This window comes from Dactylosporangium sp. NPDC051087 (assembly GCF_055586325.1).
In genome coordinates this window covers 132296-145700 of the sequence record NZ_JBVJIJ010000009.1, presented here as the reverse complement: position 1 = coordinate 145700, position 13405 = coordinate 132296, and the positions used below count along the sequence as shown (strand labels likewise).

The 13405-nt window shown below is 74.4% G+C and carries 13 protein-coding genes and 1 pseudogene; 4 read left to right on the top strand and 10 right to left on the bottom strand.

The features are described 5' to 3' along the window. Positions 1-20: 20 nt before the first annotated feature. Both ACZ6TV_RS18875 and ACZ6TV_RS18870 read right to left on the bottom strand, forming a co-directional pair. Positions 21-1103 (bottom strand): NAD-dependent epimerase/dehydratase family protein, encoded by a 1083-nt coding sequence (locus tag ACZ6TV_RS18875; RefSeq protein ID WP_465298477.1) that lies wholly within the window; start codon positions 1101-1103, stop codon positions 21-23. 188 nt (positions 1104-1291) lie between these two features. Continuing rightward, entirely contained in the window at positions 1292-2857 is a 1566-nt protein-coding gene (locus tag ACZ6TV_RS18870; protein ID WP_465298476.1) for a DUF2334 domain-containing protein, read from the bottom strand. 62 nt (positions 2858-2919) lie between these two features. Between ACZ6TV_RS18870 and ACZ6TV_RS18865 the strand changes: the two are divergent. Both ACZ6TV_RS18865 and ACZ6TV_RS18860 read left to right on the top strand, forming a co-directional pair. Continuing rightward, a pseudogene (locus tag ACZ6TV_RS18865) lies at positions 2920-3294 on the top strand (MFS transporter); the annotation flags it as partial. A 34-nt stretch (positions 3295-3328) separates the two neighbouring features. Next, positions 3329-4105, top strand: coding sequence for an MFS transporter (locus ACZ6TV_RS18860; RefSeq protein WP_465298475.1), 777 nt, complete (start codon positions 3329-3331; stop codon positions 4103-4105). A 21-nt stretch (positions 4106-4126) separates the two neighbouring features. On the opposite strand, the gene ACZ6TV_RS18855 is transcribed toward ACZ6TV_RS18860, so the two are convergent. From ACZ6TV_RS18855 to ACZ6TV_RS18845, 3 genes are all read right to left on the bottom strand, one after another. Beyond that, entirely contained in the window at positions 4127-4639 is a 513-nt protein-coding gene (locus ACZ6TV_RS18855; protein WP_465298474.1) for a hemerythrin domain-containing protein, read from the bottom strand. 60 nt (positions 4640-4699) lie between these two features. Then, on the bottom strand, positions 4700-5554 hold the full coding sequence (gene lexA, locus ACZ6TV_RS18850) for a transcriptional repressor LexA (protein WP_465298473.1): 855 nt from the start codon (positions 5552-5554) through the stop codon (positions 4700-4702). A gap of 100 nt (positions 5555-5654) precedes the next feature. Next, positions 5655-6413: a thioesterase family protein gene (locus ACZ6TV_RS18845; RefSeq protein ID WP_465298472.1), complete on the bottom strand. Its 759-nt coding sequence runs from the start codon at positions 6411-6413 to the stop codon at positions 5655-5657. A 40-nt stretch (positions 6414-6453) separates the two neighbouring features. On the opposite strand from ACZ6TV_RS18845, the gene ACZ6TV_RS18840 reads away from it, so the two are divergent. After that, complete coding sequence (locus ACZ6TV_RS18840) at positions 6454-7002, top strand: NUDIX hydrolase (protein ID WP_465298471.1); 549 nt, start codon at positions 6454-6456, stop codon at positions 7000-7002. Here the strand turns inward: ACZ6TV_RS18840 and ACZ6TV_RS18835 are convergent. From ACZ6TV_RS18835 to ACZ6TV_RS18825, 3 genes are read right to left on the bottom strand one after another with little or no spacing between them, the layout of a single operon-like run. Beyond that, complete coding sequence (locus ACZ6TV_RS18835) at positions 6971-9118, bottom strand: FtsX-like permease family protein (RefSeq protein ID WP_465298470.1); 2148 nt, start codon at positions 9116-9118, stop codon at positions 6971-6973. The genes ACZ6TV_RS18840 and ACZ6TV_RS18835 overlap by 32 nt on opposite strands. Further along, positions 9115-9792: an ABC transporter ATP-binding protein gene (locus tag ACZ6TV_RS18830; RefSeq protein ID WP_465298469.1), complete on the bottom strand. Its 678-nt coding sequence runs from the start codon at positions 9790-9792 to the stop codon at positions 9115-9117. The genes ACZ6TV_RS18835 and ACZ6TV_RS18830 overlap by 4 nt, the downstream gene beginning before the upstream one ends. After that, positions 9789-10313 carry a PadR family transcriptional regulator gene (locus ACZ6TV_RS18825; RefSeq protein WP_465298468.1) on the bottom strand — a complete coding sequence of 175 codons (525 nt, stop codon included), beginning with the start codon at positions 10311-10313 and terminating at the stop codon, positions 9789-9791. The genes ACZ6TV_RS18830 and ACZ6TV_RS18825 overlap by 4 nt, the downstream gene beginning before the upstream one ends. Before the next feature lie 144 nt (positions 10314-10457). On the opposite strand from ACZ6TV_RS18825, the gene ACZ6TV_RS18820 reads away from it, so the two are divergent. Next, positions 10458-11216 carry a class I SAM-dependent methyltransferase gene (locus ACZ6TV_RS18820; protein ID WP_465298467.1) on the top strand — a complete coding sequence of 253 codons (759 nt, stop codon included), beginning with the start codon at positions 10458-10460 and terminating at the stop codon, positions 11214-11216. A gap of 221 nt (positions 11217-11437) precedes the next feature. Here the strand turns inward: ACZ6TV_RS18820 and ACZ6TV_RS18815 are convergent, their stop codons facing one another. Together ACZ6TV_RS18815 and ACZ6TV_RS18810 are read right to left on the bottom strand one after the other, a co-directional pair. Continuing rightward, the gene (locus tag ACZ6TV_RS18815; protein ID WP_465298466.1) at positions 11438-12643 is read right to left on the bottom strand and encodes a rhomboid-like protein; all 1206 of its coding nucleotides are present in this window, start codon (positions 12641-12643) and stop codon (positions 11438-11440) included. Between the two features lie 61 nt (positions 12644-12704). Next, the gene (locus ACZ6TV_RS18810; protein WP_465298465.1) at positions 12705-13394 is read right to left on the bottom strand and encodes a hypothetical protein; all 690 of its coding nucleotides are present in this window, start codon (positions 13392-13394) and stop codon (positions 12705-12707) included. Positions 13395-13405: the final 11 nt, after the last annotated feature.

Genomic DNA, 13405 nt, shown 5'->3' with positions numbered 1-13405 from the left:
CACGGCACGCGACGGTTCCGTCAGTACGGGTCGCCGACCCCCGGCAGCCGGCCGCACAGCAGACCGCCGGGCCGGCCGGGCATCAGACGGCCGGCGGACATCGGCGGGCCGTCGGTGTGCGCCCCGGTGGCCATGCCGTCGACGAGCTCCCGCAGGGCGGTGACCGCGTCGACGGCCGGGTGCCAGCCCAGCTCCGCGGCGGCCCGTTCGCCGGACATGAGCGGCGCGCTCAGCGCCAGCCGCACCCAGCCGGCGTCGACGGGCTGCAGGCGCAGCCCCCAGCTGAGCCGGGCGCCGGCCCGCAGCAGCGGCGCGGGCACCGGCACGGTCCTGCCGTGGAAGAGTTCCGCCGCGACCCGCGGGGTGAGGACCGGCCCGGCGGCGATGTTGAACGCGCCCCGCACGTCGGAGGTGATCGCCCGGGCGTACGCGTCGGCGACGTCGTCCGCGTGCACCGCCTGCAGCTTCAGCCGCGGGTTGGCGGGCACGACCGGTACCCGGCCGAACCGCAGCAACCGGGTCGGCGCGAAGGGCCCGAGGAAGTAGCGGGCGATCTCGGTGCCGGCGTCCCGCTGGAAGATCAGCCCCGGCCGCAACCGGACGATCCGCAGCCCCGGGTGCGCCCGCTCGACGCTGTCGAGGATGCCTTCCACGACGACCTTGTCCCGGCTGTACGAGGACGCGGCCACCCCGGTCCTCGGCCAGTCCTCGCCGACGAGGCGGTCCTTCGGACCCGGCGCGTAGACCCCGACGGACGAGGCGACGACCAGCGCCGGCACCTTGGCCCGTGCGGCGGCGGTGATGACGGCCCGGCTGCCGTCGACGTTGGTGCGGCGCAGCCGCCCGCGGTCGTGGCTCGGCTGGATCTGCCAGGCGAGGTGCACGACCGCGTCGGCACCGGCGAACACCGCCTGGAGCCGGCCGTCCGCGCCGTGCTCACCGACGTCGCACGACCGCCACTCCACACCCGTGTACGGCGTCCCGGCCGCCGGTCCGGGCAGCCTGCGGGCCACCCCGACGAGCTCGTGCCGGCCGTCGTCGTGCAGCCGCCGCAGCAGCGCGGTCCCGGCGTTGCCCGTGGCGCCGACGATGACGATACGCATGCGGTGACCCCTTTACGGTCGGGCGGCCTCGAGCCGGCCGTCGCAGCGCGGTCGCCGCGTGCTCGGTCCCGGGCAGCAGGTCGAGCACGGCGGCGCTCAGCCACGCGCCGACCGGGAACTGCGCCATCGCCGGATGCATGACGCATGCCTGCCCCCATGCCCGGCCCCGACCCGCCGAAACACGCGCCTCACAGCAGCGACGGCGCCGGGACGAACGTGTAGCCCAGCTGCTGGATGCCTTCGACGAGCTGCGGAAGGTACTGCAGGCCGAGGAACGGGTGGTAGAAGAAGCCCGCGACGTTGTCGCGCACGACCAGCTGGCGGCGGGCGGAGGCGATCAGGTCCTCGGCGAGCCGGACGCCGTGCTGGTTGAAGCGCTGGGTGGCGACGTTGCCGAGGGTCTCGGGGATCACCGGGGTGCCGTAGGGGTCGTCGACGACGTACGGGAAGAACTGGCTCACCGACCGGTTGCCGGACGGCGTGCCGGACAGGACACCGGAGAAGTACAGGACCTGTTCGAAGCGGGCGCGGATGCCCGGCGCCGTCGCGATCGCCCGGTAGTCGGTGGCGCTGGCCGTGTAGTGCGGGAACTCCCAGATGTCCGGCGGGGTCAGCCCGGCGGCCGTCCACTCCTGGCGGGCCGCGGCGAGCCGGCCGAGCGCCCAGTCCGCCGAGTCGTCCGGGACCGCACCGTCCAGGGCGACCGAGCCGTCGGCGTCGACGTGCGCGCGGTAGAACTCGTAGTCCTCGGCGCTGACACCGTACGGGTTGCGGGCGCCCGCCATGCCGTGCGTGTAGCCGTGCATGAGCAGGGTGCCGCCGTGATCGGCCAGGTACCTGAGCGCGTCGACCACGGCGGGCGCGGCGCTGAGCGTCTTGTGCACGGGCACACCGCCCGAATAGACCCCGCCCGCGTCGTCGTACACCGGGAACACCGCGACGGAGAAGGGCACACCGCGGCCGGAGAGGTAGTCGGCGATGGCGCGCAGCTGCGCGGGGTCGGAGTGCGGGCCGACGTCCTCGATGCGCACCAGCGCCCGGTGCCGCCGCGGCGCGTCCGGGTCGAGCAGGGTGAACATGAGGTCGGCGAGGACGAGGTACCGGTCGTCGAACGTCACGTAGGTCAGCGGCACCTCGGTGACGTACGTGAGCGCGCCGGCCCGTACGGCGTAGGGGACGACGGTTCCGTCGGGCAGCACGGCGTCGGCGAGCGTCGCCACGTCGGCGCCGGGCGTGGCGCCGATCCGGACCATCGCGCCCGCCGCGGCGTTGCGGGTGAGGTCGGTGCCCTCGTACCGGACCGTGGTCACCGCCGCCTCGTCGATCGTCGCCGTCCGCAGCCCGGTCCCGCCGTACCGGCCGATGAGCTGCCAGATGTTGGCACCCATCCACAGCACGTGCGCGCCGCCGGCGACATCGGCGAGGAACGCGTCGGGCAGCGGCTCGTCGTAGGTCGACCCGATGTAGATCGTCAGCCGGTGCCGCGCGGCGCTGCCGGCCGTGTACCGCGACACTGGCAGCGCGTCCCACTCGCCGAAGTGGGACGCGAGGTTGCCGGCCTGCACCGCGTACAGCTCGCCCAGGTCGCCGAACTGTCCGGTGGTGTCGTACAGGACGAGCACGCCGGTGCCCTGCGGCTTGCGGGAGGGCTCGCCCGGCGTGGCCGGCGGGCCGCTGCTGCAGGCGGAGAGCACCACGATCGTCGCGACCACCGCGGCACAGATCCGGCGGCGCACCGCGTCTCGCATGCCCATCGTCTCGACGGTACCGGCCGGGACAGCGCTACACTGCCGCTTCTGCCGTTGGGGGGACGGGCATGCTCGAGGCGCTGCGCGTGCGGGACTTCAGGCTGCTGTGGGCGGGCCGGTCCGTCAGCCTTCTCGGCAGCTGGCTGCTCACCGTCGCCGTCCCCGCGCACGTGCTGCAGCTGACCGGTTCGCTCATGGCCACCGGCCTGACGCTCGCCGCGGAGTACCTGCCGGTGCTGCTGCTCGGCCCGCTCGCCGGGGCGCTGAGCGACCGCTGGGACCGCCGCCGGGTCATGCTCGCCACCGACGTGTTCCGCGCCGCCGCCGTCGCCGGGATGCTGTTCGTCGACTCCCCCGGCACCGTCTGGGTCGTCTGCGCCGCCCTCGCCGCGGAGAGCACCGGCTCGACCCTGTTCCGCCCGGCCGCGCAGGCCTACGTCCCCGCGATCGTCGGCACCGGCGGCCACCGACGGCACCGTGCGCCTCATCGGCGCCCCGCTCGGCGCGGTGCTGCTGCTCACGGCGGGCTTCCCGGCGCTCATCTGGATCGACGCCGCGACGTACCTCTGCTCGGCGCTCGCCATCTACCGCACCACCCGCCGCCCGGTCCCGGTGTCCGCCCGCCGCCGGCTCGGCGAGGACCTGCTGGACGGCCTGCGGGTCGCCGGCGGCTCGCGGCTGCCCCGGTGGCTGCTGATCGTCAGCACCACCTTCGCCCTCGCCAACGGCTCGCTCAGCGCCCTGCTCATCCCCTTGGGCGTCACGGAGCTCGGCGGCCCCCGCCAGGCCGGCCTGGTCGTCTCGGCCCTCGGCGCCGGTTTCCTGCTCGGGGCCCCACTGATCCGCCTGCTGATCGACCGGGTCCAGCCGCGGCAGCTGTACGCCGGAAGCCTGCTGTGCACGGCGGCGGGCTTCCTCGCGCTGTTCACCGCAGGTTCCTTGCCGGTCGCCCTGCCCGCCGCCGTCGGGATCGGTGTCTTCGGCTCGCTCACGTGGGCCGTGCCGCAGACGACGATCCAGCGTCACCTGCCGAACGCGGTCCTGGGCCGGGTCACCGCCGTCTTCCTCAGCGGCGAGGCCCTCGCCACCCTGACCGGCGCCGTCGCCGGCCCCGCCCTGGCCCAGGCCGGCGGGCTGACGACCCTGGCCCTGGCGGCGTGCACCGTCACCGGCGCCACCGCCGTGCTGGCCCTGGTCACGCTCCCGACCCTCGCCACCCTGCTGCCGGACCCGGCCGCCGCAGCGCGGCGCTGACGGCGGCCGGACGTCGAGGGGTCAGGCGGTCATCGCGTCGAGGGCCTTCTTCAGCGCCTTCGGCTGGGTCGGGGTGGTCGGCGCGCCGGGACGCAGCTCCTGCATGCGGGCGCCGATCTCCTGGAGCTGGTTGCGGCCGAGGCCCTCGCGGACCTTCGGGAACCACTCCTGCTCCTCCTCGTCGATGTGGTGGGTGACGCTCTCGATGAGGACGGTGACCTTGGCGTCGTAGTGCTCGTCGTCGGGGCTCATCGTGGCCAGCTCGAAGCACAGCACGTCGGCGACGTGGTGCTCCTCGTAGGACTCGAGCACGTCGTCTTCCAGGTCGGGCAGGAGCTTGCGGACCTCCGGATACATGATCTCGTTCTCGAGATACGTGTGGACGGTCAGCTCCCGCAGGATCTTGCCGACGATCTCCGCCTTGCGCTGCTTCGCGCCGTCACCCGTGGACTGGAACTCCTTGAACAGCCGCTTGACGGTCTTGTGGTCCTCTTTGAGCACAACGATCGCGTCGGTCGACACGAGGTCCTCCAAACCTGGAAATCCCTGCCTGTACGACCGTGTGGCTACCCGCCATTGCACCACGGCAAACAGTCAGAGGCGACGCAGGACACTGACGACACGGCCGAGGATGACGGCCTCGTCGCCGGGGATCACGTCATAGGACGGGTTGCGCGGGACCAGGTCGACGTGCCCGTCGTCGCGGCGGCGGTAGACCTTCACGGTCGCCTCGCCGTCGATCATCGCGGCCACGATGTCACCGTTGTCCGCGACCGGTTGGCGGCGGACCACGACGAAGTCACCGTCGCAGATGGCCGCCTCGATCATCGAGTCGCCCTTGACCCGCAGGGCGAAGAGGCTGCCGTGCCCGACGATCGACGACGGCAGGGTCAGCTCGTCCTCGGCCTGCTCCTCGGCGAGGATCGGCTGACCGGCGGCGATCGCACCGAGCACCGGCACGTTGACCCCGGCGTCCAGGTGCGCGGCGACCGCCGGCGGACCACCGCCGGCACCGCCGTGCGCGCCGGGCCTCCTGCCGGCCCGTTCGCCGCGGCGGCGGTCGCCCGGAACGCCCGCCCGGCTGTCGCACAGCCCGCCGTCGACGACGCCGAAACGGCCGGCGCCACGGAACCCGCCGGCGGCGTGACCGCCGGCCCGCGACCCGTCGGCGTCCTCGACGCGCGCGTCGCCCGGCAGCTGCGCGGCGGCACCGCGGCCGTCGGCGCCCGCGTCGGCACGGGCGTCCAGCGCCCGCGGCCGCAGCGAGTCGCGGCGCAGATAACCGAGCCGCTCCAAGGACTTCAGGTGATGCGCCACCGACGACGTCGAGACGAGCCCGACAGCCGCCCCGATCTCACGGACGGTGGGCGGATAGCCGTGCTCCTCGACCCAGCCGCGGATCACCGTCAGAACGCGCTGCTGCCGATCGCTGAGCTCACCGTCCGCCATGCCGATCACCATACGCCAAGATTCGATCATCTGTACGATTCTTCAGCCGTTCGATGATGCGGGCCGGACGGCGCCGTCGATGCCGGCGACGCCGCGCCGGTCACCCGCGCGGCGCGACGAACAGGCTCTGCGCGGAGCGGCCGATCGGGCCGTGCACGTCGTGCAGGGCGGTGTCGGCGAGGCCGATCCCGGCGGCGTCGATCGAGGTGGCCGAGCGCAGGCAGACCCATTCCCCGACGGGGTGGCGCAGCAGGTGCACGGTCAGGTCCGCGTTGACGAACAGGAAGCGGCTCAGCTCCAGCTCGTTGCTGATCCCGTTGCCGGAGTCGGCGGCGACGAGCACGCGGCTGAGCGGGCTCGGGTCCTCGCCGTCCACAAGGGACTCCCGCATGCGCAGCCAGGCGGTCGCGGGGCCGCGCTCCAGGAACGAGCCCTCGGAGAAGCGGAAGTCCATGGCGGTGTGGTAGCCGACGTCGTGCGCGGTCGGGTAGAGGGGTTTGACCGTGGCGCCGTCGAGGTGGACGGTGACGGGCGGGGTGGCGGCCGGCACGAGGTCCTCGCCGACCCGGATGAGCAGCGCGGTGCAGCGCATGAACGGCTCGATCGCGGCCTCGACGAGCGTGACGCCGCGCCCCTGCCGCAGGATCCGGGTGGTCACCTCGAGGACCGCGATCGGCACCGGCCGGGCGATCTCGTAGGTGAGCCGCGCGACCCGCAGGCCGGGCGGCGCAACGGATTCGACCGCGCGGCCGAGCAGCGCGGCGGGCGGTCCGGCGTGCTGGGAGCCCGCGTCCCACGGCCCGCGGGTGTGTGCCGTGGACTCGAAGCGGCCGGCGCCGAGCGGAAGATAGAACGCCATCGGGACATCGTAGGTCGACATCGGCCGATAGCCTTCGATCATGCCGGACCTGATCGCAGTCGGCCGGGCGGAGCCCGCGCCGGACGGGGTGCCGCTCGCCGCCCGGGGCAACCACCAGGACTGGCTGGTGTCGTGGCATCCGCCGGGCGACCGGCCGGTGGGCCGCGCGCACGGTGCGAGCGCGGTCTGTCTCGACGGCACCGACCTGGTCCTCGTCAGCCACGAGGGTGAGCACTTCGGCCTGCCGGGCGGGCGGCCGGAAGGCGACGAGACCGACCTGGAGACCCTCTGCCGCGAGATGCGCGAGGAGGCGTGCGTACGGGTGACCGAGGCCCGGCTGCTCGGCCACACCCGGTCGGAGTGCGTCGCCGGCCGCGAGCTCGGCGTGGTCCTGGTGCGCTCGTTCTGGCGGGCGGAGGTGCTGCTGGACCCGTGGGAGCCGAGGTTCGAGGTGCCGCACCGCCGGGTCGTGCCGGCGGCCGCCGCCGGCGACGAGGTGTGGGACGTCGCCGACGGCTCCGCGCGGATCATCGCCCGGGTGCTGTGGGAGGCCGGGCTCACTCGCTCCGGGCGGTCTCCGGGCCGGTGATGCGCCGCAGCAGCGGGAACGTCGCGGCGATGATGCCCAACGACAGCAGCAGCGCCCCGGCGACGATCGCGCTGTAGGCCGGTCCCGGCGGGTGCAGGGTGTAGCCCATCTGCGCGGTCAGGAACAGCTGCGCGCCCAGCAGCCCGGCGGCGATCGCGATGACGGCCGCGGCCACCAGGGGCACTGCGCTCTCCAGGGCCACGACGCGGCGCAGGACTCCCAGCTGCACACCCGTGAGCCGCAGCAGGCTGAACGGCCGCTTGCGGTCGGTGAGCCCGGCGATGACACTGACCGCGAGGCTGCATCCGGCGATCGGCAGGCTGGCGAAGATGACCACCGCCGCGAGCTGCTCGAAGCCGGCGAGCTGCGAGTTCTGGTCGTCGGCGCGGTCCCGGTCGGTGGCCGGCAGGACCCGCAGGTCGGGGAACGCCCGCTGGAGCGTGGTGCGGGCGCGTTCCAGGACCGCGGCGGATCCGTCGGTGCCGACGACGACGGAGATGACCGGTTGCGCGGCGGCTTCCGCCTCGGTGAAGGGTGCCGCCGGCCAGACCGTGCCGGCGCCGTGGGCCGTCCGGTAGCCCATGAGGTCGCCCCACGTGTAGGCGACGACGGCCCCGTCGGCGCAGCGACCGTATGCGGGATCGAGGTCGGCGCAGCGGACCAGACCGGAGTAGCCCGCGCCGGCGACGGAGCTGTCCCGCACGACCGTGACCGACCGGACCCCGGCGTCCGCGGTGAGGGCGCCGACAAGGGTGTCGGGGACGTTGTCGGGGTCCCGTTCGAACGTGGTGATCATCGTGCCGGCGGCGAGGGTGTCGACGTAGTTGCCGCGCTCCGCGGTGATGGTCTGGATGATGCCCACGGACGTGGTGGTGACGAAGAGGCCGAGGACGACGCCGCTGATCGCCCGGAACGCGGCCGCGGGGTTGTCCGCCATGCGGCGGGCCGCGATGAGGGTGGCGGGGCGCTGCGCCCGGCGGGCGAGCAGGCGGGCACCGACCATCGTCAGCCACGGCCCGGCGGTGACCAGGCCGGCCATGATGAGCAGCAGCCCGGGCAGGAACACCGCGACCTGTGCGGTGGAGCTCGACGGGACGCGGCCGATGAAGAACGCGAGCTCGGCGACGCCGACCAGGATCGGGATGGTGCGGAACCAGCGCGGGGGCTTCGGCGTGACCCGGCGCACCACGCCCAGCGGCGAGATGCGGACCCGGCGCAGCGCGACGCGGGCGGCGAGCGCCGCGCCGGCGGGCACGCCGAGCGCGACCGCGACCACCGCGAGCGGTTCGAGGCGGACGTCCTCGGGGTGGAACGGCAGGCCGGTGAACGGGATCGCGGCGAGCTTGACGCGGAACGCGGCGTAGAGCCCGAAGCCGGCGGCGGTGCCGAGCAGCGCGGCGACGGTCGACTCGACGGCGGCGACGACGGAGATCTGCCGCGGGGTGCCGCCGATGAGGCGCATGGCGGCGAAGCGCTGCTCCCGCCGGGCGGCGGTCAGCCTGGTCGCGGTGCCGATGAAGATGAGGACGGGGAAGAGCAGCCCACCGGCGACGACGGCCAGGATCAGGTCGAGCGCCGCCACGGGGATGCCCACCGCCTCGTTCGGGAACGCGCTGACGCGCTGGGCGTGGTACAGCTGGGAGACGAACTCGGGCGTGCCGCCGACGACGATCGTGAGGCTGCCGGGGGACGGCAGCGCGGCGTCGCCGATGATCCCGGCCTGCCGGCCGGGGAAGCGGTCGCCGAGCTCGGCGGCGGGGGTCGACGCGATCAGCTCCGCGAGGGCGGGCGAGACGTAGTACTCCCCCGGTGCGGGCAGCCGCGGCAGGCCCGGCGGGACCGGTGCGCGGTCGGCGAGGACGGCGGCGTCGTAGCGTTCGATGCTGCGGCCGGCGAAGTAGTCGCCGCGCTCGGCCCACCACAGTGGACCGTCCGCCGCGTGGGTCTGCGCGCCGAGCGCGGCGAGCCTGGCGAACTGGCCGTCGACGGCGCTGACGGCGGCGAGGGTGCTCAGCAGCAGCCATACGCCGAGGCCGACGGCGGCGGCCATGACGGCGAGCCGGACGGCGGCCTCGCGGCCGCCGGCGAGAGTGAGCCGGAGCCCGAACCGGATCATGACGTGCCCCTGGTGCCGGCGAGGGCGTGGACGCGGCCGTCGCGGACGACGACCTGCCGGTCCGCGTAGGCGGCGACGCGGGCCTCGTGGGTGACGACGACGACCGTGGTGCCCTGCTCGCGGGCGGAGTCGACCATGAGGTCCATGACCTGCTCGCCGGTGAGCGAGTCGAGGGATCCGGTCGGCTCGTCGGCGAACAGGACGCGCGGCCTGGCGACGAGCGCCCGGGCGAGCGCGACCCGCTGCGCCTCACCGCCGGACAGCTCGCCGGAGCGGCGCTGCTCCAGGCCGTCGAGGCCGAGCCTGGCGAACCAGGGCCGGGCCTGCGCGACCGCTCCGGCACGGCGGGCGCCGCCGAGCAGCAGCGGCAGGGCGACGTTGTCCTCGGCGGTCAGCTCCGGGACGAGCTGCCCGAACTGGAACACGAAACCGAACCTGTCGCGGCGCAGGATGCTGCGGCGGGTCTCGTCGAGCCGGTCGACGCGCTGCCCGTCGAAGACGATCTCGCCCTCGTCGGGGACGAGGATGCCGGCGAGGCAGTGCAGGAGTGTCGACTTGCCGGAGCCGCTGGGCCCCATGATGGCGACGATCTCGCCCTCCTGGACGGTCAGGGAGGCGCCCCGCAGCGCCGGGGTCTGGCCGAAGGACAGTTTGACGTTGCTGGCCTCGATCATCGGCGGATCTCCTTCGTCAGTGCGTCGAGCCGCGCCACGGTCGTCTCGATCCAGTGCAGGTCGGCCTCGAGGTGGAACAGGCCGTGGTCGGCGAGCATCGCGTCGACGAGGTTGCCGGCCCGCTTGACCTCGGTGAGCTGCTGCATGCGCCGCAGGTGCGCGCTGCGCTGCAGGTCGAGGTAGTCCTCGGCGGAGCGGCCGAGCATCAGCGACAGCACGACCTTGGCGAACAGCACCGTCTGCAGGTGCGGCTCCGGCTCGACCGGCTCGGTGAGCCAGGTGTCGACCTCGGTCGCGCCGGCGTCGGTGATGAGATACCGCTTCCGGTCGGGCCCTTCGCCCGGCTCGACGTCGCTGATGACGACCTTCCCGTCGCGGGCGAGCCGGCCGAGGGTCGCGTAGACCTGCCCGAAGGACAGCGGCTTGCCCCGGCCGAAGAAGGTGTCGTAGTCGCGCTTGAGGTCATAGCCGTGGCTCGGCTCCCGCTCGAGGAGCCCCAGCAGCGTGAGGGGAACGCTCATGCCGACACCATACGCTGAGGGTATACGCCGCGTATATACCCTGAGCGTATGCCGCTTCGATCGTGGCGTACCGTCACGAGCCGTATCCGCTGCGTCACGCTGCCGTTGGCCTGGGTAGGCGGCACAACGGAACGGGGATCAGCTTTGGACACGAACTACGCGCAGGTGTTCCAGCACGCCGGCGCGGTCGACAAGTACGAGCACGTCACCTACGCACCGGGCAGCTACGCCTCCCGGATCAACGAACGCCAGCGCGCCTACCTGCGCGCCCTGGTCCGCCGGGCATTCCCCGGCGACCGGCCGGTCCAGCACGACTTCGCCTGCGGCACGGGCCGGGCGATCCGCAGCCTGCACGGCCTCGTCCGGGAGGCGCACGGCTACGACACCTCCACCGACATGCTCGCCAAGGCCGCCTCCGTGGGCACCCGCGCCCACCTGCACACGGTCGCCGCCGACGGCCCCGTGCCGTGGCCGGCCTTCGCTCCGGACGGACCGGCGCTGGTCACCATGTTCCGGCTGCTGCTCAACGTCGACGACGCCGTCCGCGACCGGGCCCTCGCCTTCGCCGCGCGGGTCCTGCCCACGCCCGGCTCCGGGCTGCTCGTCATCGAGAACCACGGCAACGCCCGCTCACTGCGGCACCTGCGCGCCCGGCGGTTGCGGGGGCAGCGCTGGTTCGCCGAGCTGTCGCACGAGGACGTCGGCGACCTGCTGGCCCGGCACGGCTTCGAGATCGTGGAGCGGCGCGGCTTCTCGATGCTGACCCCGGGCTGGTACGAGCGCCGCGGCCTGGACCGGATCGCCCGCGGCGTCGACTCGGCGGCGAGCGTCCTGCCGGGCACCGACCGTTATGCCGTGAACGTCGTCTACGTCGCCCGGCGGCGCCTGGCCTGCGAGATGTGAGGCGGCGGGCGCCGTGCCACCGGCATCACCGGCACGGCGCCCGCCCACCGCGGTCCACCACACGCCTGGCACGGCGCCCGCCCCACCGACGTCCACCACACGCCTGGCACGGCGCCCGCCCACCGCGGCGGCAGCCACCGTCCACCACCACGCGCCCGGAACGGCCGTCGGCGCCGCCGGAGCACGTGCGCCGCGGCCCGGCCCACCCGGGTCGGTGCCGCCTACCCGGTCGCGTCGCGCGGCACGCCACCGGCGCGGCCGAGCTCGGCCGAGATGCGCGGCTGGTCCGCCGGGGCGGTGAGCAGCACGAGGACCGCCCGGCCCGGCGGGACCCCGCGGGCCGCCCGCTCGACGACGGCATCGGACAGCCCGGCGTCGTGGATCCCGGCCACGGCCGCGGCCGCGACGGCACCGACGGCCAGTCCGGTGATCGGCCACCCGGCGAGCGTGCCGATCACGATGCCCCACGCCGCCCCCGCGAGGGCACCGTCGAGGACGCCCAGGTCCCGGGTCTGCAGTTCGTGCAGCCGGTACGGACGGCCGGCCCCGGACCCGGCGTCGGACCAGGCGACCACGGCGTCGTCGAGCCGGATCCGCTGCTGCTCCCGCAGGTGCAGCACGAAGACCAGCGCGTCCTGTGCCTGCTGGGCCGTGGCGAAGGTGTAGAGCGCGGGCCGGTCGGTGCGTTGCGCGCCGGGCCGGCGCAGTCGCCCGGCGAGGGGCCGGTGCCGCAGCTGCCAGCCCGCCAGCAGCCCGATCAGGGTCGACAGCAGATGCCCGAGGCTGGTGAAGGTCCTGGCGTCGGCGAACGGGAGCACCACGAGGACCAGGACCGCGGGCACCAGCACCCGCCGGGCCCGCACCGGCAGACTGCAGGCCAGGGCCGCCGCCACGGCGTGCGCGCCGTAGCTGGTCCCCACGTCGGCGGCCCGGGCCACCTCCTGGCCGAGCCAGCCGTGGCGGAGACCGACCTGCAGCACCGCATAGACCAGGCAGCTGGCGATCACGTGGGTCAGCAGGAACACCTCGGCCAGCCGGCGCCGCCCCCACACCAGCTCGGCCGCCCCGGTGAGCAGCAGCAGCGTCAGGACCTGCACCGGCTCGATCGGGTCACTCAGCACGAACGCGCTGGTGAACAGGGTCCACACCCGGTGCTGCTGGAGGTTGGCCACGTTGGTGGAGTTCGCCGCGACGATCAGCGACCGGGCCTGCGCCCCGGCGAACCAGTCGATGCCGAGGCTGATCCCGACCACCGCCGCCACGTACAGCGGCGCCAGCCGCAGCCCGGCCACCGCCGCCAGTAGCACCCGCGCCTTCGCCGCCGGCCCCGCGGCCGCGGCGAGATCGGCGGCGAGGTCGGCACCGGGCAGGTACCGGGCCGGCACGAGGCCGGGCTGGTTCGTGTGCCGCCACGTCCGGTGGATCATGACCCCGCGCCGATACCCGGCCGCCGGGCCGTCAACCCTGTGCCCGCCCGGCCGCCGACCGCTACGGACCCGGGGCGACCGGCCGGCCGGCCAGGATGCCGGCGTACCGCCGGTCCAGGATCAGCGCCAGCACGACCCCGGTCACCGAGGCGACGAGATGCTCGCGGGACGCCAGCCCGCCCACGGCGGCTACCTCGGCGGCGTGGTACACCGGGAGCGCCGCCGCGAGCCACCCGATGCGCAGGCGGACCGCGGTGTACGCCAGCAACGCCACCACCGCGGCCGACGGGCCGGCGTCGGCGAGGTGACCGATCTGCGACCTGAGGCCCACCGGCGGCCCGGCCGCGACCCACAGCGCCGCGGACAGCGTGGCGGCGCTGTGCCCGGCGAACGCGACGGCCACGGCCCGCCCCGTGCCCAGCACCGCCTGGGTCAGGCTGAACACGAGCAGCACCTGCAGCACCGCGAACCAGAACGGCAGCAGCGCCGCCGGCGCGAACATCGACGTCGGCAGCCGCAGCACGACCGCCAGGAGCGGATCGTCGGGATGCGTGATGGCGTACCGCCTGATGACCACATGCCCGGGCTCGGTGCGGGCGGCGACGGCCAGGACCGTCACCAGCGCCGCGGCCGCCGGGCCCAGCCACAGCCGGCCGTAGTCGCGCCGCCGGACCGCCTCGCACAGCGGCCCGAACAGCGCCTGGCCCTGCGCGGTGAACCCGCGCGGGATCGGCTGGACGTCCGTCTCCATCCGGGCGAGCT